The following is a 19,671-nucleotide window of genomic DNA, read 5'->3' on the forward strand; positions in this document are numbered from 1 at the left end:
TACGATGGGCCGATGAGGCGCGTGATCGATTTTGTGCGCGATCTGATCCGACGGCGGGGTGAGCTGATCCCGGTCGGCCATTCGTGGTCGTTCGTTGTCAGATTCGAGTCCGCCATGGTGCTGGTCTTGATTGCGTCTACCCTGCAACGAAGCAGCGCCGATCTGCCGGCGGCCGCGCTCGCAACGCTCGTCGCCCTTTCACCGTTGGTGCTTTTCCTCGTGGGGGGCATGGGGTTCAATCCGGCATTCGTCTGGATGGCATGGTGGGCGGCGGGCGCAATCCTGCTGTTTACGACGTCCACACCCGTTACAACGGATTTTGCTCCGCTGATGCTGGTGCTGACGGTGGGATGCGTCGCGTCGCTGGCTCCCACGGTATGGGGGGCACTTTCCTTCGGGTCGGGTGTGGTAACGCTCATTGCGGCCTCGGCGGCGCACCGACTGGATGGTGTCGCGTTATACCTGAGCTTCGTCGCGCTCGGTTGGCTTGTGGGGCATCAAATGCGCACCCAGGCCCAATTGCTGGTCAAACAACAGGAACTACAAGCGGATCTGGCCGAGCACGCCGTGGCCGACGAGCGGCGCCGGATCGCCCGCGAGGTGCACGACGTCATTGCCCATTCCCTTTCCGTCACACTGCTTCACGTGACAGGGGCGCGGCACGCGCTGCAGCAAGACCGCGACATCGACGATGCGGTCGACGCGCTGACCGATGCCGAGCGGCTGGGCCGCCAGGCGATGGCCGACATCCGCCGCACGGTCGGGTTGCTCGATGCCGGCCCGGCAAAAATGGCCCCCGAGCCCGGAATCGCAGACATCCCTGATCTCGTCGACGATTTCGTCCAGGCCGGACTGCCGGTCACACTTCGCGCCGAGGGAAACCCCGACCGGGTGTCGGCGGCGGTCGGGTTGGCGCTCTACCGGATCACCCAGGAATCGCTGGCCAACGTCGCCAAACACGCGCCTGAATCGAAAGTCACGGTGCAGCTGGTGATTTCGCCATCCGCGGCGGCGCTTTCGGTGGTCAACGCGGTGCCGGTGACGGTGGGCGCCGCGCTGGCATCCCAAGGCGGTCGCGGGCTGTCCGGCATGCGCCAACGAGTGGAGCTGGTCGGCGGCGTGATCGACACCGGGCCGTCCGGCAACGCGTGGTCGGTGCGCGCCGAGATTCCGTTGACCGACCCGAGCCCCCGAACGCGACGGTGTCCACTGTAGACATGGACACCACCGAGATTTCCGTCTTGCTGGTCGACGACCAGGATCTGGTGAGGTCCGGTCTCCGCCGGATTCTGCGCCGCAAGGACGGATTCGTCATTGTCGCCGAATGCGCTGACGGCGACGAGGTTTGCGACGCGGTCGCCGAGCATCGCCCCGACGTGGTGGTGATGGATCTGCGGATGAAGCGGGTCGACGGAATCGAGGCCACCCGCAGGCTCGCCGCCATCGATTCCCCACCGGTGTTGGCGCTGACCACGTTCAACGACGACGAGCTGCTTTCCGGCGCGCTGCGGGCCGGTGCGTCGGGATTCGTGCTCAAGGATTCCTCGGCCGAGGAGCTGATCCGCGCGGTGCGGGCCGTCGCAGAAGGCGACAGCTACCTCGACCCGGCTGTCACTTCACGAGTGTTATCCACCTATCGGCGGGTCGCCGGTGAACACCGGCCCGAAGCCGTCGCCGAACTGACTGCGCGTGAGCGCGACGTGCTGCGGCTGGTCGGGCAGGGCCGGTCGAACGCCGAAATCGCCGGCGAGCTATGCATTTCCGAGCTGACTGTCAAAAGCCACATCGGCCGCATCTTCGTCAAACTCAACCTGCGCGACCGCGCGGCGGCCATCGTCTACGCCTACGACCACGGCATCGTCACGCCGCGCTACACGGGTTGAGCCAAGGTGGTTGACAACGACCTTGCAGCCCGTTCTGAGGTTGGCTCATTAACGTAACCGACCGTGAAGATATTCGTGTGCGTCTTCGCGGCGGTGCTGGCAATCGCGCTGACACCCACAGCCGTCGCATACGCGGACTCGGCCGATGGCACCTTCCTGAAAGCCCTTGCCGATCAGGGCATTACCGGAGATCCGGGAGAGCTGATCGCAGCGGGTCGCGGCGTTTGCGACAACGTTTCGGGGCTGGCCACCACGTTGCCCAAGTGGTCGAAGGCCCCAGCGCTGGGTCCTGTCATGAGCGCGCTGAACCTGTCGCTCTTCCAGGCAGAGTTCGTCGTCAGCGCCGCCGAAAGCGCCTATTGCCCGCAGTACCTGGGACTCGGACGCTGACCCCTACGATGCCTCGTCGCCGATCTCGCCGATGTGGTTGCGCAATACCGCCCGCCCGTCGGCAAGGTGGTAGGTGACTCCAACGATCGCCAGCGTGCCGGCGGTGACTCGCTCGGCGATGGCCGTCGACCGCGCCATCAGCTGCGCGCCGGTCTCGACAACATGGCGCGCCTCGAACTCGTCGACCCTGCTCATGCCCTCCCGGCGGCCCAGCAGGATGGACGGCGTCACCCGCTCGACCAGGTCGCGCACATAGCCGCCGGGCAGCACACCGTCGTCGAGTGCGGACAGCGTCGCCTTCACCGCGCCGCAGCTGTCATGGCCCAGGACCACGATCAGCGGCACGTCGAGCACCGTCACCGCGAACTCAATCGAGCCCAGCACCGCGGAGTCGATCACGTGCCCCGCGGTGCGCACCACGAACACGTCGCCCAGGCCCTGGTCGAAGATGATCTCGGCGGCCACCCGGCTGTCGCCGCAGCCGAACACCACGGCGGTGGGCTTTTGGCCCTCGGCCAGTTTCGCCCGATGCTCGATGCTCTGGCTGGGATGTTCGGGCTTGCCGGCGACGAAGCGCTCGTTACCCTCTTTGAGTGCCTTCCACGCGGTTATGGGATTGGTATTCGGCATGGCGCACATTCTGCCGTACGCGCCGATGATCGTCGCGGCGGAGGACCTCCTGAGGTGGTACGAGCGATCGCGGCGCGACCTGCCGTGGCGCGATCCCGGCGTCAGCCCGTGGCAGATCCTGGTCAGCGAGTTCATGCTGCAGCAGACGCCGGTGGCCCGGGTGCTGCCGATATGGACGGAGTGGGTGGCGCGCTGGCCGACGGCGTCGGCGACCGCGGCGGCAAGCCCCGCCGACGTGCTGCGCGCCTGGGGCAAGCTGGGTTATCCGCGGCGGGCCAAACGCCTGCACGAGTGCGCCACCGTGATCGCCCGCGACTACGGCGATGTGGTTCCCGACGACGTCGACACCCTGATGACACTGCCCGGGGTCGGTGCCTACACGGCGCGGGCGGTGGCGTGTTTCGCCTATCGCCAGCCGGTGCCGGTGGTGGACACCAATGTGCGACGGGTGGTGGCCCGCGCCCTGCACGGTCGGGCCGACGCCGGCACGCCGTCGGCGGCCCGCGATCACGCCGACGTCGCCGCGCTGCTGCCGGAAAATGGGGTGGCACATCAGTTTTCGGCGGCACTGATGGAACTGGGCGCGACGGTGTGCACCGCCCGGGCGCCAAAATGCGGACTGTGCCCGGTTACCCGGTGCCGATGGCGGCAAGCCGGACATCCACCGGCCGAGGAGCCGGCACGCCGCCCGCAAACCTACGCCGGCACCGACCGCCAGGTCCGCGGCCGGCTACTGGATGTGTTGCGGGACAACGCTTCTCCGGTCACTCGTGCGCAGCTGGACGTGGCGTGGCTGACGAACAACGAGCAGCGCGACCGCGCGCTGAATTCGCTGCTGGCCGACGGCCTGGTGACACAGACGTCTGACGGTCGGTACGCGTTAGGGGGAGACGCTCCGTAAGAAGGACTCCACCGCTTCGCGGTATACCTCCGGCGCGTCGTCGTGCACCAGATGGCCGGCTTGCGGAACCCGCAAATAGCTTGTCCGATAGCCGGTTTCGCTCATCTGAAGCATCTGGCCGGGCGGCGTGACCGAGTTCCCGGCCTCGATCAGCAGCGCCGGCACGCGCACCGCTTGCCATTGCGCCCAGTAGTCGCGAGTGCCCCACTCGGCGGCGATCTCGATCCAGCGTTCGACTTGACCATGCAGCCGCCAGCCGGTCGCGGTGCGGTCGAAGGATTCCAGGAAGTACCGGCCGGCGATGTCGCCGAATTCGGCGAATACCTTTTCGGCAGAGTCGAATTCGACGGGCAGGGCATGCAGCCACGGCTCCCACGGCCCGGTGGTGCGGCCGCGGAAATCCGGCGCCATGTCCTCGACCACCAGCGCCGACACTAGGTCGGGCCGCTCGGCGGCCAGGCACCACGAGTGCAGCGCGCCCATCGAATGGCCGACCAACCGTGCCGGGCCGCCCAGGGCGGCCACCGCGTCGCCCAGATCCGCCACGAACCGTTCGGTGCTGATCGGGTGCGGATCGGCGATGTCGCGGCCCCGGTGCCACGGCGCGTCGTAGGTGTACACGGCGCCCAGCCCGGTCAGCCAGGGCAGCTGACGCGACCAGGTGGTCCCGCGTCCCATCAGCCCGTGCACCAGCACCACCGGTTCGCCGCGCCCACCGCGACGGGTCAGCAGGTCGGCGGTCATGCCGGGCACGGTAGCCTGACGGCATGCCAGTGGTGAAGATCAACGCAATCGAGGTGCCTGCCGACGCCGGCCCCGAGCTGGAGAAGCGGTTCGCACACCGCGCGCACGCCGTCGAGAACTCGCCCGGCTTCCTCGGCTTCCAGCTGCTTCGCCCGGTCAAGGGCGAAGACCGCTACTTCGTGGTGACCCAGTGGGAATCCGAGGAAGCCTTCCAGGCATGGGCCACCGGGCCCGCCATCGAGGCCCACGCCGGCCACCGGGCCAACCCGGTGGCGACCGGGGCGTCGCTGCTGGAATTCGAGGTTGTGCTGGACGTTGCCGGCTCTGGCTCGAAGGCATAGCCCGCGCCGGGGACGGCACCGCGCGGCGGCACTGGGTGTCGTCGCCACGCTGGTCACCTCCCTGGCACCGGGTTGCAGCCCACCACCCACTCCGTCCGCGAACGCCGCGGATCCCGGCATACGAATAGACACCCGGACGCCGCCCGGTCTGCGGGCCAAGCAGACCGTCGACATGCTCAACTCGGACTGGCCGATCGGACCGGTCGGAGTGCGTACGCTGGCCGCACCCGACGTCGTGGAGTCGGTCGAGCACTCGATGGAAGAACTCTGGTGGGATCGTCCCTTCACCGTGGGCGGCGTCGCGATCGGCGCCGGCGCGGCCACGCTGCAGCTCATCACGTCCTACGGCGCGCGCCAAAACGTCCGCATTCACACTGGCGATGACACGCTGGTCGACGGGTTCGACGTCACCACGCAGTCGCCCGTCATCTCCTCCTGGCGCGACGTGGACGCCACGTTGACACGGACCGGCGCCCGGTACTCATGGCAAGTCGCCAAAGTCGACGACGGCCGCTGCGATCGCGTCGCGGGCACCAACACCGCCGAATCTCTGCCGCTGGCATCGATTTTCAAGTTGTACGTGCTCTACGCCGTGGCCCAGGCGGTCAAGGACGGTACGGTTTCCTGGGATGACCGGCTGACCGTCACCGACAAGGGCAAGGCGGTCGGTTCCGGATTGGAATTGCCGGTGGGAGCGCAGATTTCGGTCCGTACCGCCGCCGAGAAGATGATCGCCACCAGTGACAACATGGCCACCGACCTGCTGATCGGAAAGGTGGGGTCGCACGCCGTCGAGAACGCACTGGTTGCGGCCGGCCATCACGACCCGGCCAGCATGACACCATTCCCGACCATGTACGAGTTGTTCTCGGTCGCCTGGGGACAACCGGATGTGCGTGAGCAGTGGAAGCAGGCCGCCAATCCGGCGGCCCGCGCCCAGTTGCTGCAGCAGGCTAATTCCCGTGTATACCAACCGGATCCGACGCGTGCGCACACGCCGGCATCAGAATTCGGCGCCGAATGGTATGGCAGCGCCGAGGACATCTGCCGGGTGCACGCGGCGCTGCAGGCCGGCGCGGTCGGCAAGGCCGCTCCCGTCAAGCAGATCATGTCCGCGGTGCCCGGCGTCGACTTGGACCGCCGGGTGTGGCCGTACATCGGCGCCAAAGCCGGTGGCCTGCCCGGGGACCTGACGTTCAGCTGGTATGCCGTGGACCGGACCGGCCAGCCGTGGGTGGTCAGTTTCCAGCTGAACTGGGGCCGCGACCACGGGCCGAGGGTGACCGGCTGGATGCTGCAGATCGCCAAACAGGTCTTCGGGCTGCTGCAACGCTAGGCGGGCCCGTCGTCGACATGCAGCGGTGACCCGTATAGCGTCTTTCGCGTAGTCATGTGACGACGAGGAAACCGGTGCATATTCCGGTGCGGTCGCGCCACTGTGACCAGCGTTCGACGCTGGAAGTCAGACCTTCTCGTCACATCGCGGATGAGGACGCGCAATCCTCGGAAGGCGGTCTGATGTTTCCGTTGGCGTCGTCGGGCTGGACTCGCCGCGACCGAATCGAGATCGGCGTCCTGCTGGGCGTCATCGCATTGATGCATCTCGTCGGCTTCGTGACGTTGTTCATGATCATCGCGCCACGCCACTATCACGCCGGAAGCCAGATCTTCGGTGTGGGGCTGGGGCTCACCGCCTACCTGTTCGGTCTGCGGCACGCGTTCGACGCCGACCATATCGCCGCGATCGACAACACCACTCGCAAGCTGATGACCGATGGCCAAAAACCGAAATCGGTCGGGTTCTGGTTCGCCATGGGCCATTCCACCATCGTGCTGGTGATGGCGGTGCTGGTAATTGTCGGCGCCCACGCGGTCGGGGCCCTTGTCGACGGCGACTCGCCGGCCCGGCACGCGCTCGGCGTCGCCGGCACCCTGGCGTCGGGATTGTTCCTCTACCTGATCGCGATCGTCAACATCATCGCACTGGTCGGAATCACCCGTGCTTTCGCCAAGCTTCGGCGCGGCTGCTACTCGGACGAAGAACTCGAAGCGACACTCAACGACCGCGGCCTCCTGGCCCGGCTGCTGCGCCCGGTCATGAACCGCATCCGGCGGCCGGTGCAGATCTATCCGGTCGGGCTGCTGTTCGGGCTCGGCTTCGACACCGCCACCGAGGTCGCGCTGTTGGCACTCGCCGGCAGCGGAGCGGCATCCGGTCTGCCCTGGTACGCAGTCTTGGTATTGCCGTTGTTGTTCGCAGCGGGCATGAGTCTGCTGGACACCGCCGACGGGCTGCTGATGACGGCCGCCTACGACTGGGCGTTCACGGCGCCGGTCCGCAAGATCTACTACAACCTCACCGTCACCGGGCTGTCGATCGCGGTGGCGTTGCTGATCGGGTCGATCGAGTTGGTGTCGATATTGCACGACGACCTCGGCTGGGTCGATCCGGTCAGCAATTGGATCTCCGGCATCGACCTCAACAACGCCGGGTTGGCGATTGTCGGCCTGTTCGCCGTGACGTGGCTGGCCGCGATCGGCTACTGGAAATTAAGTCGCCGCGAAAGTGCAACTGCCGACGCGTATTCCGAGTGAATGCGTCGGCAGCTGCACCCTCGACGGACGTGGCCTACTCGGTGGCGGCGCTGTGCGCTCCGCCCGCGCTGTGCACTCCGGCCTTGGCCAGATCCGGCTCGACCGGCTCGACCGGCTTGGGGCTGCCGGCGAACGTGAACTTCGCGTCCTCGCCGGAGCCTTCACCGTCCCAGTTGTCCACGTCGACGGTGACGATCTGACCCGGCCCGACCTCCTCGTAGAGGATCTTCTCGGAGAGCGCGTCCTCGATCTCGCGCTGGATGGTGCGCCGCAGCGGACGAGCGCCCAGCACCGGGTCGAAGCCCCGCTTGGCAAGCAGCGACTTGGCCTTGTCGGTGAGCACCAGCGCCATGTCCTTGCTCTTGAGCTGCTTTTCCAACCGGTTGATCATCAGCTCGACCATCCGGATGATCTCCTCGCGAGTCAGCTGGTGGAAGACGATGATGTCGTCGATGCGGTTGAGGAATTCAGGCCGGAAGTGCTTCTTGAGCTCGTCGTTGACCTTCTGCTTCATCCGCTCGTAGTTGTTCTCGCCGCCGCCCTGGGTAAAGCCCAGCCCGACCGCCTTGGAGATGTCGGCGGTGCCCAGGTTGGACGTGAAGATCAGCACGGTGTTCTTGAAGTCCACCGTGCGGCCCTGCCCGTCGGTGAGCCGGCCGTCCTCGAGCACCTGCAACAGGCTGTTGTAGATCTCCTGGTGCGCCTTCTCGATCTCGTCGAACAAAACCACCGAGAACGGCTTGCGCCGCACCTTCTCGGTGAGCTGGCCGCCCTCCTCGTAGCCGACGTAGCCCGGCGGGGCGCCGAACAGCCGCGAGGCGGTGAACCGGTCGTGGAACTCACCCATGTCGATCTGGATGAGCGCATCCTGGTCGCCGAACAGGAACTCCGCCAGCGCCTTGGACAGCTCGGTCTTCCCGACACCGGACGGCCCTGCGAAGATGAACGAACCGGACGGACGCCGCGGATCCTTCAGCCCGGCGCGGGTGCGGCGGATCGCCTTCGCGACGGCCTTGACGGCGTCCTCCTGGCCGATGATCCGCTTGTGGATCTCTTCCTCCATGCGCAACAGCCGGCTGGTCTCGGCCTCGGTGAGCTTGTACACCGGGATACCGGTCCAGTTGCCCAGCACCTCGGCGATCTGCTCGTCGTCGACCTCTGCGACAACGTCGAGATCACCTGAGCGCCACTGCTTTTCGCGCTCAGCGCGCTGCGCCACGAGTTGCTTTTCGCGATCGCGCAGGCTGGCCGCCTTCTCGAAGTCCTGCGCGTCGATCGCGGACTCCTTCTCGCGGCGAGCCTCGGCGATCTTCTCGTCGAACTCGCGCAGATCCGGCGGAGCCGTCATCCGGCGGATCCGCATCCGCGCACCCGCCTCGTCGATCAGGTCGATCGCCTTGTCCGGCAGGAACCGGTCGTTGATGTAGCGGTCGGCCAGCGTGGCCGCGGCTGTGATCGCCGTGTCGGTGATCGAGACCCGGTGGTGCGCCTCGTAGCGGTCGCGCAGGCCCTTGAGGATCTCGATGGTGTGCTCGACCGTCGGCTCACCCACCTGCACCGGCTGGAAGCGGCGCTCCAGGGCGGCGTCCTTCTCGATGTACTTGCGGTACTCGTCGAGCGTGGTGGCGCCGATGGTCTGCAGCTCGCCGCGGGCCAGCTTGGGCTTAAGGATGGACGCGGCGTCGATGGCGCCCTCGGCGGCACCGGCACCGACCAGCGTGTGCAACTCGTCGATGAACAAGATGATGTCGCCGCGGGTGTTGATCTCCTTGAGCACCTTCTTCAGACGCTCTTCGAAGTCACCGCGGTAGCGCGAGCCGGCCACCAGCGAGCCGAGGTCCAGCGTGTAGAGCTGCTTGTCCTTCAGCGTCTCGGGCACCTCGCCGTGCACGATGGCCTGCGCCAGGCCCTCGACGACGGCGGTCTTGCCGACACCCGGCTCGCCGATCAGCACCGGGTTGTTCTTGGTGCGCCGGCTCAAGACCTGCATGACCCGCTCGATTTCCTTTTCCCGGCCGATGACCGGGTCGAGCTTGCCCTCCATTGCCGCTGCGGTCAGGTTGCGGCCGAACTGGTCGAGCACCAACGACGTCGAAGGGGAGCCGGACTCGCCGCCCCGTCCGCCGGTGCCGGCTTCGGCCGTCTCCTTGCCCTGGTACCCACTCAGCAGCTGGATCACCTGCTGACGCACCCGGGTCAGCTCGGCGCCGAGCTTGACCAGCACCTGGGCCGCGACGCCCTCACCCTCCCGGATCAGGCCGAGCAGGATGTGCTCGGTGCCGATGTAGTTGTGGCCGAGCTGCAGCGCCTCCCGCAGGGAGAGCTCCAGCACCTTCTTGGCGCGCGGCGTGAACGGGATGTGGCCCGACGGCGCCTGCTGCCCCTGGCCGATGATTTCCTCGACCTGGCTGCGCACGCCCTCGAGCGAGATGCCCAGCGATTCCAGCGACTTGGCCGCGACGCCTTCACCCTCGTGGATCAGGCCCAACAGGATGTGCTCAGTGCCGATGTAGTTGTGGTTGAGCATCCGGGCCTCTTCCTGCGCCAGGACGACGACCCTGCGGGCACGGTCCGTAAATCTTTCGAACATTGGCGGTTACCTGCTCTCCCTCACCATCGGTACTGCGGCGGGCTTTAGGACGGTCCCTGCGTACCTGCCATCCACTGTAATGGGCGGCCGGCCGGGCTTCCTACCTCACGGTCGGCCGCACCACAGCGACACCAATGGAACGCGGTAAATCGCCGAAACGTTTCCCGCGCTACCGGGTGATCAGTTCGCCACCAGCGAAAGCGTTAGCAGCCTTAGGTGGCCGCGTGGAATGCGTCGATGACATCGGCCGGGATGCGGCCCCGGGTCGACACGTTGTGCCCGTTGCGGCGAGCCCATTCCCGGATCGCAGCGCTCTGTTCGCGGTCGATGGCCCCCCGCCCGCGCCCCGAGGAACGTCCGCGCCGACGGCCACCGACACGACGGCCGGCGTCAACCCATTTCTTCAGGTCGCTACGCAGTTTGTTGGCATTCTTGCTTGAAAGATCAATCTCATAGGTCACTCCGTCGAGCCCGAATTCGACGGTTTCGTCGGCGGCGCCCTCACCGTCGAAATCATCGACCAAGGTGACGGTCACTTTCTTCGCCATTAGCTCCCTCAACTTCTTCCTGTGCACTTACTGTGCACGTCACATTGTCCGCCCCGTGGCACTAATCTGCCATAACGGTGCATGGTATTCAATACCACGACCATAGCCGCCGAGTAGTTCAGTTGGTGTGCGGACGAACAATCGGGAACAAAACTGTCTCTCTAATTGACAGGCCAGTCAAAGCCATCAACAACCGATCGATACCCATTCCCGTTCCGGTACACGGCGGCATCGCGTACTCGAGGGCGGCCAAGAAATCCTCGTCTAGCGCCATCGCCTCGTCATCACCGGCAGCGGCCGCGCGCGCCTGCGCCGCGAACCGCTCACGCTGCACCACCGGGTCGATCAATTCGGAGTATCCGGTGGCCAGTTCGACACCGCGCAGGTATAAGTCCCATTTTTCGGTTACACCCGGGATGCTGCGGTGCTGACGGGTCAAAGGCGTTGTCTCCACCGGGAAATCCCGGACAAAGGTGGGGGCCGTAAGGCCGGCGCCGACGGTGTGCTCCCACAGTTCCTCGACCAGCTTGCCGTGTCCATAACCGCGGTCGGCGGGTATCTCGACGCCGAGCCGGTCGGCAATGCTGAGCAAGTGCTCGACAGTGGTCTGCGGCGTGATCTCTTCACCGAGCGCGTTGGATAGGGACGGATACATTTGTATCGAGGCCCATTCTCCGTCGATGTCATAGATACTGCCATCGGGCAACGGAAGTTGTCGGGTGCCGATCGCCTCGTCAGCCACCTGTTGAATAAGCTCGCGGGTCACAACTGCCGAATCGTCATAGGTTCCATACGCCTGGTAGGTCTCCAACATGGAGAATTCCGGCGAATGTGTGGAATCGGCTCCTTCGTTTCGGAACACGCGATTAAGTTCGAACACCTTGTCAAACCCGCCGACGACACAACGCTTGAGGAAGAGTTCCGGCGCGATCCGCAGGTAGAGATCGATGTCGAGCGCATTGGAGTGTGTGACGAACGGCCGAGCCGCCGCGCCGCCGGCCAATGTCTGCAACATCGGCGTCTCGACCTCGAGAAAGCCGCGTTGTTCGAGTGCGGTGCGTATCGCGCGGACGACGGCAATTCGCTGGCGTGCCACGGTGCGGGCCTGCGGGCGGACGATCAGGTCGACGTAGCGTTGCCGCACCCGCGACTCTTCGTTCATTTCTTTGTGCGCAACCGGCAGCGGTCGCAACGCCTTGGACGCCATGTGCCAGGAATCGCCGAGCACCGATAACTCACCGCGCCGTGAGCTGATCACTTCACCGTGCACAAAGACGATGTCGCCGATGTCGACGTCGGTCTTCCACGCGTCGAGCGCTTCCGCGCCGACGCCCGCGAGGCTGATCATCACCTGCAGTTGGGTGCCGTCGCCCTCCTGGAGCGTCGCAAAGCACAATTTGCCCGAATTCCGGACAAAGATCACTCGTCCGGCTACGCCGACAATGTCACCGGTGGTCGAATCGGCCGGCAGGTCGGGGTAGGCGGCCCGGATCTGGGCCAGCGTGTGGGTGCGTTCCACGACCACCGGGTAGGGGTCGTGGCCCTCCGCCAGCAGCCGAGCACGCTTGTCGCGGCGGACTCGATACTGCTCGGGAATATCCGGATCGGCGGAGTTCACGACGTGCCAGCTTAAAACAGCCCGTTAGCGGGCGGTCTTGAGCCGTCCGCGCTGGCTGTCGCGGTTGCGTTCGAACACCAACCGCAGCCCGTGCAGGGTGAGGTGCTGGTCGTAGTCGTCGACACAGTGCAACTCGGGCAGCAGCAGCGGCGCGGTGTGCCCGGTTGCTACAACCGTGACCTGGTTTCCTGGGCCGCCGGCGAAACCCTCCACGTCGTCGCGGATGCGGCCGACCAGACCGTCGACCAGCCCGGCGAAGCCGAACACCGCGCCGGCCTGCATGCACTCGACGGTGTTCTTGCCGACCACCGAACGCGGACGGGACAGCTCGACCCGCCGCAACGCCGCCGAGCGGGCCGCAGCGGCGTCGGACGACACCTGCACGCCCGGCGCGATCGCCCCGCCGAGGAATTCACCTTTGGCCGACACCACGTCCACACAGATCGACGAACCGAAGTCGATCACGATTGCCGCCGACCCGTATTTCTGAAATGCCGCCAGGCAGTTCACAATCCGGTCGGCGCCGACTTCTTTGGGGTTGTCGACCAGCAGCGGGATGCCGGTGCGCACTCCGGGCTCGATCAGCACGTTGGGCACCGACGGCCAGTACTGGCCGAGCATGACCCGTACCTCGTGCAGCACCGACGGGACCGTGGACAGCGCGGCGGCGCCGGTGAGCCGCTCCGAATCGTCGCCGATCAGGCCGTCGATGGTCAGCGCCAGCTCATCGGCCGTCGCTTCGGCCTCGGTGCGGATGCGCCACTGCTGCACCACCTTCGCGTGCTCTTTGGATCCGGAGAGCAGCCCGACGACGGTGTGCGTATTGCGGACGTCGATTGCGAGGAGCACGACTACCGCGGGGAGAGCAGGTCGGATGCGTCGTCGGGCACGAACGCCGGGTCGTGCCCCAGGTCAACCTGGCGATTGGCGGCGTCGACGAACACGATCCGCGGCTGGTAGGTGCGGGCCTCGGCGTCATCCATCGTGGCGTAGGCGATCAGGATCACCAGGTCGCCGGGATGCACGAGATGCGCTGCGGCGCCGTTGATTCCGATCACACCGCTGCCGCGCTCCCCGGTGATGGCGTAGGTGACCAGCCGGGCGCCGTTGTCGATGTCGACGATGGTCACCTGCTCGCCCTCGAGCAGGTCTGCGGCGTCCATCAAGTCGGCGTCGATGGTCACCGAGCCGACGTAGTGCAGGTCGGCTTGCGTGACGGTAGCCCGGTGGATCTTCGACTTGAGCATTGTCCGTAACATCAGTTCCTCCAGCATGTTTCGAGTCGACCGTCGGCGCCGACTGTGCTTCCTATTTCTATGGCGATGTTGTCGAGAAGTCTGGTTGGGCCCAGCCGGGCGGCGACCAGCAGCCTGGCCGGCCCGTGGGCCGGTGTGGGCCCGAGCGCCGGATCACGCAGTTGCAGATAGTCGACGTCGATGCTGGGCACCGCAGACAGCACCGCACGAGCCGCCGCCAGCGCGGCCTCGGCCCCGGCCGGCGCGGCATGCATGCCGGCCAACAGCGCCGCTGAGAGCGTGCTTGCGAGTTCCCGCTGCGCCGGGTCGAGGTAGCGGTTGCGGGAAGACATTGCCAGCCCGTCGTTTTCGCGCACGATCGGTACACCTACTACCCGCACATCGATATTCAGGTCGGCGACCATCTGCCGGACCAGCACGAGTTGCTGATAGTCCTTCTCGCCGAAGAAGATCCGGTCGGGGTGCACGATCTGCAGCAGTTTCAGTACTACGGTCAACATCCCGGCGAAATGCGTTGGGCGCGCGGCACCTTCGAGCTCGGCGCCCAGCGGACCGGGCTGCACTGCGGTACGCGGCCCGTCGGGATACATCGCAGCGACGGTCGGGGTGAAGGCCACCTCGACCCCTTCGCCGCGCAGCAGCGCCAGGTCGTCGTCGAGGACGCGCGGGTAGGCGTCGAGGTCTTCGCCGGCGCCGAACTGCAGTGGGTTGACGAAGATCGACACCACGACCACCGCGCCGGGCACCCGTTTGGCCGCCCGGACCAGCGCCAGGTGGCCGTCGTGCAACGCGCCCATCGTGGGCACCAGCATCACCCGCCGGCCGGTGTGGCGCAGCGCACGGCTGACCGCGGCCACGTCATCGGGTGCGGCATAGACGTTGAGCTCGCCTGCGCTGAATTTCGGTGTCGTCTTCATTGCGCCAGCACCTCGAATACGTCGGCGGGGGCGTGCGCCCGCTCGGCGGTACGCAGGGCGTTGACCCGATACGCCTGGGCGAGCTGCGGGTCGACCGCGGCCAGCGCGTCCAGGTGGGCGACCAGCGCGTCGGCGTCACCGCGCGCGACCGGCCCGGTGAGCGCGGCCTGACCACGCTGCAGGGTGTTCTCCAGCGCCGCCCGGGCCAGCGGCCCAAGAACGCGTTCGGCGACGCCGTCGGGGTCGTCGAGGCCGAGTTCGCCGGGCAGCGCGGCCCGAAGCGCGTCCAGCGCGTCGCCGAGCACCGTGACGACATGGTTGGCGGCGTGGGCCAGCGCGGCGTGATACAGCGGGCGGGCCTCTTCGCGGACCCGGAACGGCTCGCCGCCGATCTCCAAAACCAGCGACTCGGCGATCGCGTAGCCGACCTCGTCGGCCGCGGTGATCCCGAAGCAGGCGTCGGACAGCCGGGCGATGTCCTCGTCGGATCCGGTGAACGTCATCGCCGGGTGAATTGCGAGCGGGGCGCAGTCGGTCAGGGGCGCCAGCACACCGACGCCGTTGGCGCCGGATGTGTGGGCGACGATCGTGCCGGGCCGCACCGCCGAAGTGGCGGCCAAACCGGACACCAGCCCGGGTAATTCGGTGTCGGGCACCGCCAATAGCAGCAGTTCGGCGCTGCCGGCCACGTCGGGGACGGGGAAGATCGGGGTGTCAGGCAGCCGCCGCTCCGCCCGCTCCCGCGATGCCCGGGAGATGGCGCTGCACGCCACCACGACATGGTCGACGCGCTCCAGCGCGACGCCTAACGCGGTGCCCACCCGGCCCGCGGAGATGATTCCCACCTTGAGCCGGGCCGGGCGCAATCCGTCGAACTGCACCATCGCAGACGACCCTCGCAAGTTCCTTGGTTCGTTCCAGTCCCGCGTGGCGGGTACCGGACGGTCACGAAGACTTTACCTGGTGGACGATCTTCGCCGCGACGTGGCGTTCGCCACGCTCACTCTTCGCGGCGCCGGCGCCGGCCGCCTCCGGTCGGGGTGGCCTGCAGCCGCGCCAGCAGCTCGGCGACCGATTGGCCACCGGTTTGCGGGCCGTCGACGTCCGCCGCTTCGGCGCTGCGGTGCCGGGCCGCGGGCTGCGGCGGCGACGACATCACCGGCGCCGCGTGCGACGGCTCCGATGCCGGCTCCGGGTTGCTGTCCGCGGAGTGCCGGGCCCGCGCGCGGCGACCCGAATCGCCGTACCGCCAACCGGGTTCGGTTTCTTTGGGCTGACTTGGCCCGGGCTCGGACGAGCTGGAGTGCCGGCCTCGCCGCTCGGCGGGCGGCGGTGTGGCCAGCGTGGGCTCGCGGACAACGGTGTCCTCGGTTGCGGCATTGCCGTCCGGGCGTGCGCCGGCCCAATGGCTGCCGGGCGTGCTGGGCGTGCTGGGCGGCGACCATTGCCGCTCGGAGGCGACGGGCTGCCAGTCGGTGGCCGATGGCGGCTGAGCGGGCTGCGGCTCCGGCGGGGGAGCCGGGGGCGGTGGTTCGGGAGCGGGTGGCGGCGGCTCGTAATAACGACGGGCGCGTGGTTGCGGCGGGGGCTCGTATCGCTCTTGCGGCGCCCAGCCGCTGCTCTGCGTCTGCCGCTCCGGCGGCGCCCAGCGGCCGGGCGACGGCTGCTGATCTGGCGCTGGCCGACCTGCTCGCTCGGGCTGCTGCCACGGCGAGGCCCGATACGGCTCGGCATGGTCAAACCGCTCGGCGGGACGGTACGCCTCGGCTCCCTGGTAGCTCGGCGGCGGCACCAGCGGTTCCTCCGGCACGTCGATGATCGCGCTGTCGTCGCTGCCGGCAGAGGGCTCTTCCGCGCGGACCGACGCGACCCGATTGACGGGGCTCTCGCTCTCCCGGTCCCACTCGCTGAAGCCGCGCACTGTCGTGCGCTCGGTCTCCAGCGCCGGGCGGTGGTTCAGGTCGGTGTCGAAGAGGATCTCGAGGTTGGTGCGCAGCGCGGACAGCTCGGCACGCAGCGCCGCCACCTCGTCGGCGGCCTGGGCGCGCAGTTCGGACGCCAGCTCGCGGCGCAGCTGGGACTCCACTGTCAGCTCGTATTCGCGGCGCGCCGAGATCTCTCGGTCCAACTGCAGGTCGTAGACGAGCTTGAGGTCCCGTACCCGCGCCTGATCCACATCGCTTTGCCGGCGGTAGATCACCGACACGAATGCGGCGACGACGGCGGCCCACAGCGCCAGGATCACCGCGAGTTTGAGAAGCTCCACCCGGTTGGTGAAAACCAACGCGGAACTGGCCCCGATGGCGAGCACCAGCAACGCCGTCAACAGCAGCCAACCCGGCCTGCGGCCGCCGCGCCGGACCCGGGCGCCGCGGGACAGAACGGTCATGGCCCGACTGTACCGGGCCGAGGTCATTGCGCGTGTCGCCGCACTCCGGCGATTCTCGGGCGCGTTAGCTCTCGGCGCCCTCGCCGCGTTCGCCCGGGTCTTGCGGCGAGCGGCAGCAATGTTGGAGCCACAGCGCGGCAACCACCAGAGCCAGCGCGCTGACGGCCGCGACCGCCGTGCCGGCGGTGTCCTCCCCCGCCACCCGCAGCCACGACCGTCGTGGCAGCAGGTATGCCAGCACCCCGATCCACCACCCCAGCACCAGCGCGCCCACCCACGCCGACGCCTTGGCGATCATCAGGCTGCGGGCCACCGCCAGCGGGTGCAGCCAGCCGGGCCCGTCGCCGATCTCGCCGTCGCTGATCTTGGCCCGCACGTAGCGCGCCCATCCCGCCTCCGCCACCGCAACGGCGAGCAGCGACAGCCCGGTCCACACCGTGATCGGCGGAAACCACCGGTAGGTCAGCACCACGACCAAATAGCCGACCACCGCAGCGCCGATCACCGCGGCCGTCAGGTCACGTTTGCGGGTGGGTCCCATCAGACGTCTCGCGGGTGAAGCGCCAACGTGGTCATCCGCACACCGGCGCGATCGGCCGGATCCAGCTCGTCCAGCAGCTTGGCGACGGGCCGCCGACGGCCGGCCACCGTCAGCTCCGCGCCGGGATCGACCGCCAGCCAGGGCACCAGCACGAAGGCCCGCAGATGAGCCAGCGGGTGCGGCAACGTCAAACCGTCCGCGCGGGAGAACAACTCGGTGCCGTCGTCATAGCAGGCGACCAGGTCGACGTCGAGGGTGCGCGGCCCCCAGCGCTGACCCCGCACCCGGTCGGCCGCCTCCTCCATCTCCTGCGCGCGGCGCAACCAGCCCTGCCCGTCGAGCGCCGAATCCTCGGCGATCAGCACCGCGTTGAGAAACGGTCCCTGCTCCACGCCGCCCCAGGCCGCCGTCTCGTAGACCGGGGACACCGCTTGCACCGCCTCGCCGAGGTGATCGAGCACCGACTGCAGCCGGGCCAGCCGGTCACCGAGATTCGAGCCGATCGACAAGACGACGCGACTCATACGGCGCCTCCCGCAGGAATCATCGAGCCGCGGCCGCCCCGCCGCGACCGCCGCGCCACGACGGCCACGTCGGCAAAGGTCTGCTGGATCGGGGCGTGCGGTTTGTGCACGGTCACCTCGACGGCGTGAACTCGCTTGTCGGCCATCACATCCTCGGCGATCTCGCCTGCGACGGTTTCGATCAGGTTGCGGGCCGCCCCGGCGACGATGTCGGCCGCCCGCTGGGCCAGTACCCCGTAGTCATAGGTGTCGGACAGGTCGTCGCTGGCGGCGGCGTCGATCAGGTCGATCCACACGGTGATGTCGACGACGAAGTCCTGGCCGTCGGTTCGCTCGTGGTCGAAGACTCCGTGCCGACCGCGAACGGTCAAGCCGCGCAACTCGATTCGATCAGCCACTGGCCCAGGCCTCCAGTACCTTGAGTGCGTCGACGGTGGCCCGCACGTCGTGCACGCGCACCCCCCAGGCGCCGTGCAGCGCAGCAAGAACCGACACCACCGCGGTCGCGGTCTCGCGCCCGTCGGGCGGCCTCGGCACGCCGTCGGGGCCGGCCAGCAGCGTACCGAGGAACCGTTTGCGCGACGCCCCGACCAGCACGGGCACACCGGTGTCGACCAGCCGGGGCAGCGCATGCAGCAGGGCCCAATTGTGTTGTCCCGTCTTGGCGAATCCGAGACCGGGATCGATGATCAGCTTCGACGGGTCGACGCCGGAGCTGACGGCCACATCGACACTGGCCAGCAGCTCGGCGCGGACGTCGGCCACCACGTCGTCGTATTGCGGCACCTGGTGCGACACCGATCGCCAGTGCATCAGCACCCACGGCACCCCGGCCTCGGCCAGCAGCGGGGCCATCTCCGGATCGGCCCGCCCGCCGGACACGTCGTTGACGATCTGCGCGCCGTTCTCCAGTGCGGCCCGCGCCACGCCCGCGTGCATGGTGTCGATGCTGACCGTAATACCTTCTGCAGCAAGGCTTTTGACAACCGGCACCACGCGGGCGGTCTCGACATGCGGGTCGATCCGTGCCGCCCCGGGGCGGGTCGACTCCCCGCCGACGTCGATGATCGTCGCGCCCTCAGCGACCAGCGCCACCCCGTGCTCGACGGCGCGGTCGGCGTTGAGGTAGCGCCCGCCATCCGAGAATGAGTCGTCGGTGACGTTCACCACTCCCATGACCTGGATGCGTGTGGTGCTCACTTGCGCAGGATGAGTTCGAGCGCCTCGGCCCGAGATGCCTGGTTGCTCTTGAATTGTCCGCGCACGGCCGACGTCGTGGTGACCGCGCCGGGCTTGCGGACACCGCGCATCGACATGCACAGGTGTTCGGCCTCGATCACGACGATCACCCCGCGCGGATCGAGTTTGCGCATCAACGCGTCGGCGATCTGCGCGGTGAGCCGCTCCTGCACCTGCGGACGCTTGGCGTATAAATCGACCAGCCGAGCGATCTTCGACAGGCCGGTCACGCGGCCGTCGTCGCCGGGGATGTAGCCCACGTGCGCCACCCCGTGAAATGCCACCAGGTGATGCTCGCAGGTGGAGTACAGCGGAATGTCTTTGATCAGCACCAGTTCGTCGTGCTGCTCGTCGAACGTGGTGTTCAGCACGCTGTCGGGGTCGGTGTAAAGCCCGGCGAACATCTCGCGGTAGGTGCGCGCGACCCGCGCCGGGGTGTCCTCCAGGCCGTGGCGGTCGGGGTCCTCCCCGATGGCGTACAGCAACTCGCGGATCGCCGCCTCGGCGCGTGCCTGGTCGAACACCGGTTTGCGCAGGTTCGTGATACGGGAACTCGGCTGCGCTG

21 protein-coding genes, 1 pseudogene and 1 riboswitch are annotated in these 19,671 nt (G+C 67.6%); of the genes and pseudogenes, 7 read left to right on the plus strand and 15 right to left on the minus strand.

The features are described 5' to 3' along the window. Positions 1 to 12: 12 nt before the first annotated feature. The 3 genes from AWB95_RS01235 (at position 13) to AWB95_RS01245 (ending at position 2,273) form a co-directional block, all read left to right on the plus strand. Positions 13 to 1,215: a sensor histidine kinase gene (locus AWB95_RS01235; RefSeq protein WP_062541592.1), complete on the plus strand. Its 1,203-nt coding sequence runs from the start codon at positions 13 to 15 to the stop codon at positions 1,213 to 1,215. Positions 1,216 to 1,217: 2 nt separating this feature from the next. Continuing rightward, complete coding sequence (locus tag AWB95_RS01240) at positions 1,218 to 1,883, plus strand: response regulator transcription factor (RefSeq protein WP_062541593.1); 666 nt, start codon at positions 1,218 to 1,220, stop codon at positions 1,881 to 1,883. 63 nt (positions 1,884 to 1,946) lie between these two features. Further along, positions 1,947 to 2,273 (plus strand): DUF732 domain-containing protein, encoded by a 327-nt coding sequence (locus AWB95_RS01245; RefSeq protein WP_062541594.1) that lies wholly within the window; start codon positions 1,947 to 1,949, stop codon positions 2,271 to 2,273. A gap of 3 nt (positions 2,274 to 2,276) precedes the next feature. Here the strand turns inward: AWB95_RS01245 and AWB95_RS01250 are convergent, their stop codons facing one another. Then, positions 2,277 to 2,903 (minus strand): carbonic anhydrase, encoded by a 627-nt coding sequence (locus AWB95_RS01250; protein ID WP_062541595.1) that lies wholly within the window; start codon positions 2,901 to 2,903, stop codon positions 2,277 to 2,279. Here AWB95_RS01250 and AWB95_RS01255 point away from each other — a divergent pair. Continuing rightward, positions 2,902 to 3,804 carry an HhH-GPD family protein gene (locus AWB95_RS01255; protein WP_085167489.1) on the plus strand — a complete coding sequence of 301 codons (903 nt, stop codon included), beginning with the start codon at positions 2,902 to 2,904 and terminating at the stop codon, positions 3,802 to 3,804. The two genes, AWB95_RS01250 and AWB95_RS01255, sit on opposite strands and share 2 nt — an antisense overlap. Here the strand turns inward: AWB95_RS01255 and AWB95_RS01260 are convergent. After that, a complete protein-coding gene (locus AWB95_RS01260) occupies positions 3,784 to 4,557 on the minus strand; it encodes an alpha/beta fold hydrolase (protein WP_099539719.1) in 774 nt (257 codons plus the stop codon). The genes AWB95_RS01255 and AWB95_RS01260 overlap by 21 nt on opposite strands. Before the next feature lie 14 nt (positions 4,558 to 4,571). On the opposite strand from AWB95_RS01260, the gene mhuD reads away from it, so the two are divergent. The 3 genes from mhuD to nicT all read left to right on the plus strand — a co-directional run bounded on the left by mhuD (position 4,572) and on the right by nicT (position 7,484). Further along, positions 4,572 to 4,889, plus strand: a complete 318-nt coding sequence (gene mhuD, locus AWB95_RS01265) for a mycobilin-forming heme oxygenase MhuD (RefSeq protein ID WP_045382847.1) — start codon at positions 4,572 to 4,574, stop codon at positions 4,887 to 4,889. Then, on the plus strand, positions 4,864 to 6,225 hold the full coding sequence (locus AWB95_RS01270; protein WP_062538944.1) for a serine hydrolase: 1,362 nt from the start codon (positions 4,864 to 4,866) through the stop codon (positions 6,223 to 6,225). The genes mhuD and AWB95_RS01270 overlap by 26 nt, the downstream gene beginning before the upstream one ends. A gap of 54 nt (positions 6,226 to 6,279) precedes the next feature. Further along, positions 6,280 to 6,370: riboswitch (adenosylcobalamin (AdoCbl) riboswitch) on the plus strand. 37 nt (positions 6,371 to 6,407) lie between these two features. Continuing rightward, positions 6,408 to 7,484: a Nickel transporter NicT gene (nicT, locus tag AWB95_RS01275; protein WP_062538943.1), complete on the plus strand. Its 1,077-nt coding sequence runs from the start codon at positions 6,408 to 6,410 to the stop codon at positions 7,482 to 7,484. A 34-nt stretch (positions 7,485 to 7,518) separates the two neighbouring features. Here the strand turns inward: nicT and clpC1 are convergent, their stop codons facing one another. The 13 genes and pseudogenes from clpC1 to folE all read right to left on the minus strand — a co-directional run bounded on the left by clpC1 (position 7,519) and on the right by folE (position 19,651). Then, positions 7,519 to 10,074, minus strand: coding sequence for an ATP-dependent protease ATP-binding subunit ClpC (gene clpC1 / locus AWB95_RS01280; RefSeq protein ID WP_062538942.1), 2,556 nt, complete (start codon positions 10,072 to 10,074; stop codon positions 7,519 to 7,521). 212 nt (positions 10,075 to 10,286) lie between these two features. Next, entirely contained in the window at positions 10,287 to 10,622 is a 336-nt protein-coding gene (gene lsr2 / locus AWB95_RS01285) for a histone-like nucleoid-structuring protein Lsr2 (RefSeq protein WP_045382835.1), read from the minus strand. 118 nt (positions 10,623 to 10,740) lie between these two features. Next, entirely contained in the window at positions 10,741 to 12,240 is a 1,500-nt protein-coding gene (lysS, locus tag AWB95_RS01290; RefSeq protein ID WP_062538941.1) for a lysine--tRNA ligase, read from the minus strand. A gap of 24 nt (positions 12,241 to 12,264) precedes the next feature. Next, complete coding sequence (locus tag AWB95_RS01295) at positions 12,265 to 13,089, minus strand: type III pantothenate kinase (RefSeq protein WP_062538940.1); 825 nt, start codon at positions 13,087 to 13,089, stop codon at positions 12,265 to 12,267. Positions 13,090 to 13,091: 2 nt separating this feature from the next. After that, a complete protein-coding gene (gene panD, locus AWB95_RS01300; RefSeq protein WP_062538947.1) occupies positions 13,092 to 13,499 on the minus strand; it encodes an aspartate 1-decarboxylase in 408 nt (135 codons plus the stop codon). After that, the gene (panC, locus tag AWB95_RS01305; protein ID WP_062538939.1) at positions 13,499 to 14,413 is read right to left on the minus strand and encodes a pantoate--beta-alanine ligase; all 915 of its coding nucleotides are present in this window, start codon (positions 14,411 to 14,413) and stop codon (positions 13,499 to 13,501) included. Before panC ends, panD begins: the two co-directional genes overlap by 1 nt. Continuing rightward, positions 14,410 to 15,297, minus strand: a complete 888-nt coding sequence (locus AWB95_RS01310; RefSeq protein ID WP_085167481.1) for a Rossmann-like and DUF2520 domain-containing protein — start codon at positions 15,295 to 15,297, stop codon at positions 14,410 to 14,412. Before AWB95_RS01310 ends, panC begins: the two co-directional genes overlap by 4 nt. A 116-nt stretch (positions 15,298 to 15,413) precedes the next feature. Continuing rightward, positions 15,414 to 16,802: a DUF6779 domain-containing protein gene (locus AWB95_RS01315; protein WP_085167491.1), complete on the minus strand. Its 1,389-nt coding sequence runs from the start codon at positions 16,800 to 16,802 to the stop codon at positions 15,414 to 15,416. A gap of 64 nt (positions 16,803 to 16,866) precedes the next feature. After that, positions 16,867 to 17,343, minus strand: coding sequence for a DUF3180 domain-containing protein (locus AWB95_RS01320; protein ID WP_085167483.1), 477 nt, complete (start codon positions 17,341 to 17,343; stop codon positions 16,867 to 16,869). Next, entirely contained in the window at positions 17,343 to 17,867 is a 525-nt protein-coding gene (gene folK / locus AWB95_RS01325; RefSeq protein ID WP_062540983.1) for a 2-amino-4-hydroxy-6-hydroxymethyldihydropteridine diphosphokinase, read from the minus strand. Before folK ends, AWB95_RS01320 begins: the two co-directional genes overlap by 1 nt. After that, positions 17,864 to 18,253, minus strand: a complete 390-nt coding sequence (gene folB / locus AWB95_RS01330; RefSeq protein WP_373280796.1) for a dihydroneopterin aldolase — start codon at positions 18,251 to 18,253, stop codon at positions 17,864 to 17,866. Before folB ends, folK begins: the two co-directional genes overlap by 4 nt. Next, positions 18,239 to 19,043: pseudogene (folP, locus tag AWB95_RS01335) on the minus strand (dihydropteroate synthase); the annotation flags it as partial. The pseudogene folP and the gene folB, both read right to left, overlap by 15 nt. A 20-nt stretch (positions 19,044 to 19,063) precedes the next feature. Further along, the gene (gene folE / locus AWB95_RS01340; RefSeq protein ID WP_062540986.1) at positions 19,064 to 19,651 is read right to left on the minus strand and encodes a GTP cyclohydrolase I FolE; all 588 of its coding nucleotides are present in this window, start codon (positions 19,649 to 19,651) and stop codon (positions 19,064 to 19,066) included. Positions 19,652 to 19,671 lie beyond the last annotated feature (20 nt).

Origin of the sequence: Mycobacterium celatum (genome assembly GCF_002101595.1) — a bacterium.
Classification (GTDB): Bacteria; Actinomycetota; Actinomycetes; order Mycobacteriales; family Mycobacteriaceae; genus Mycobacterium; species Mycobacterium celatum.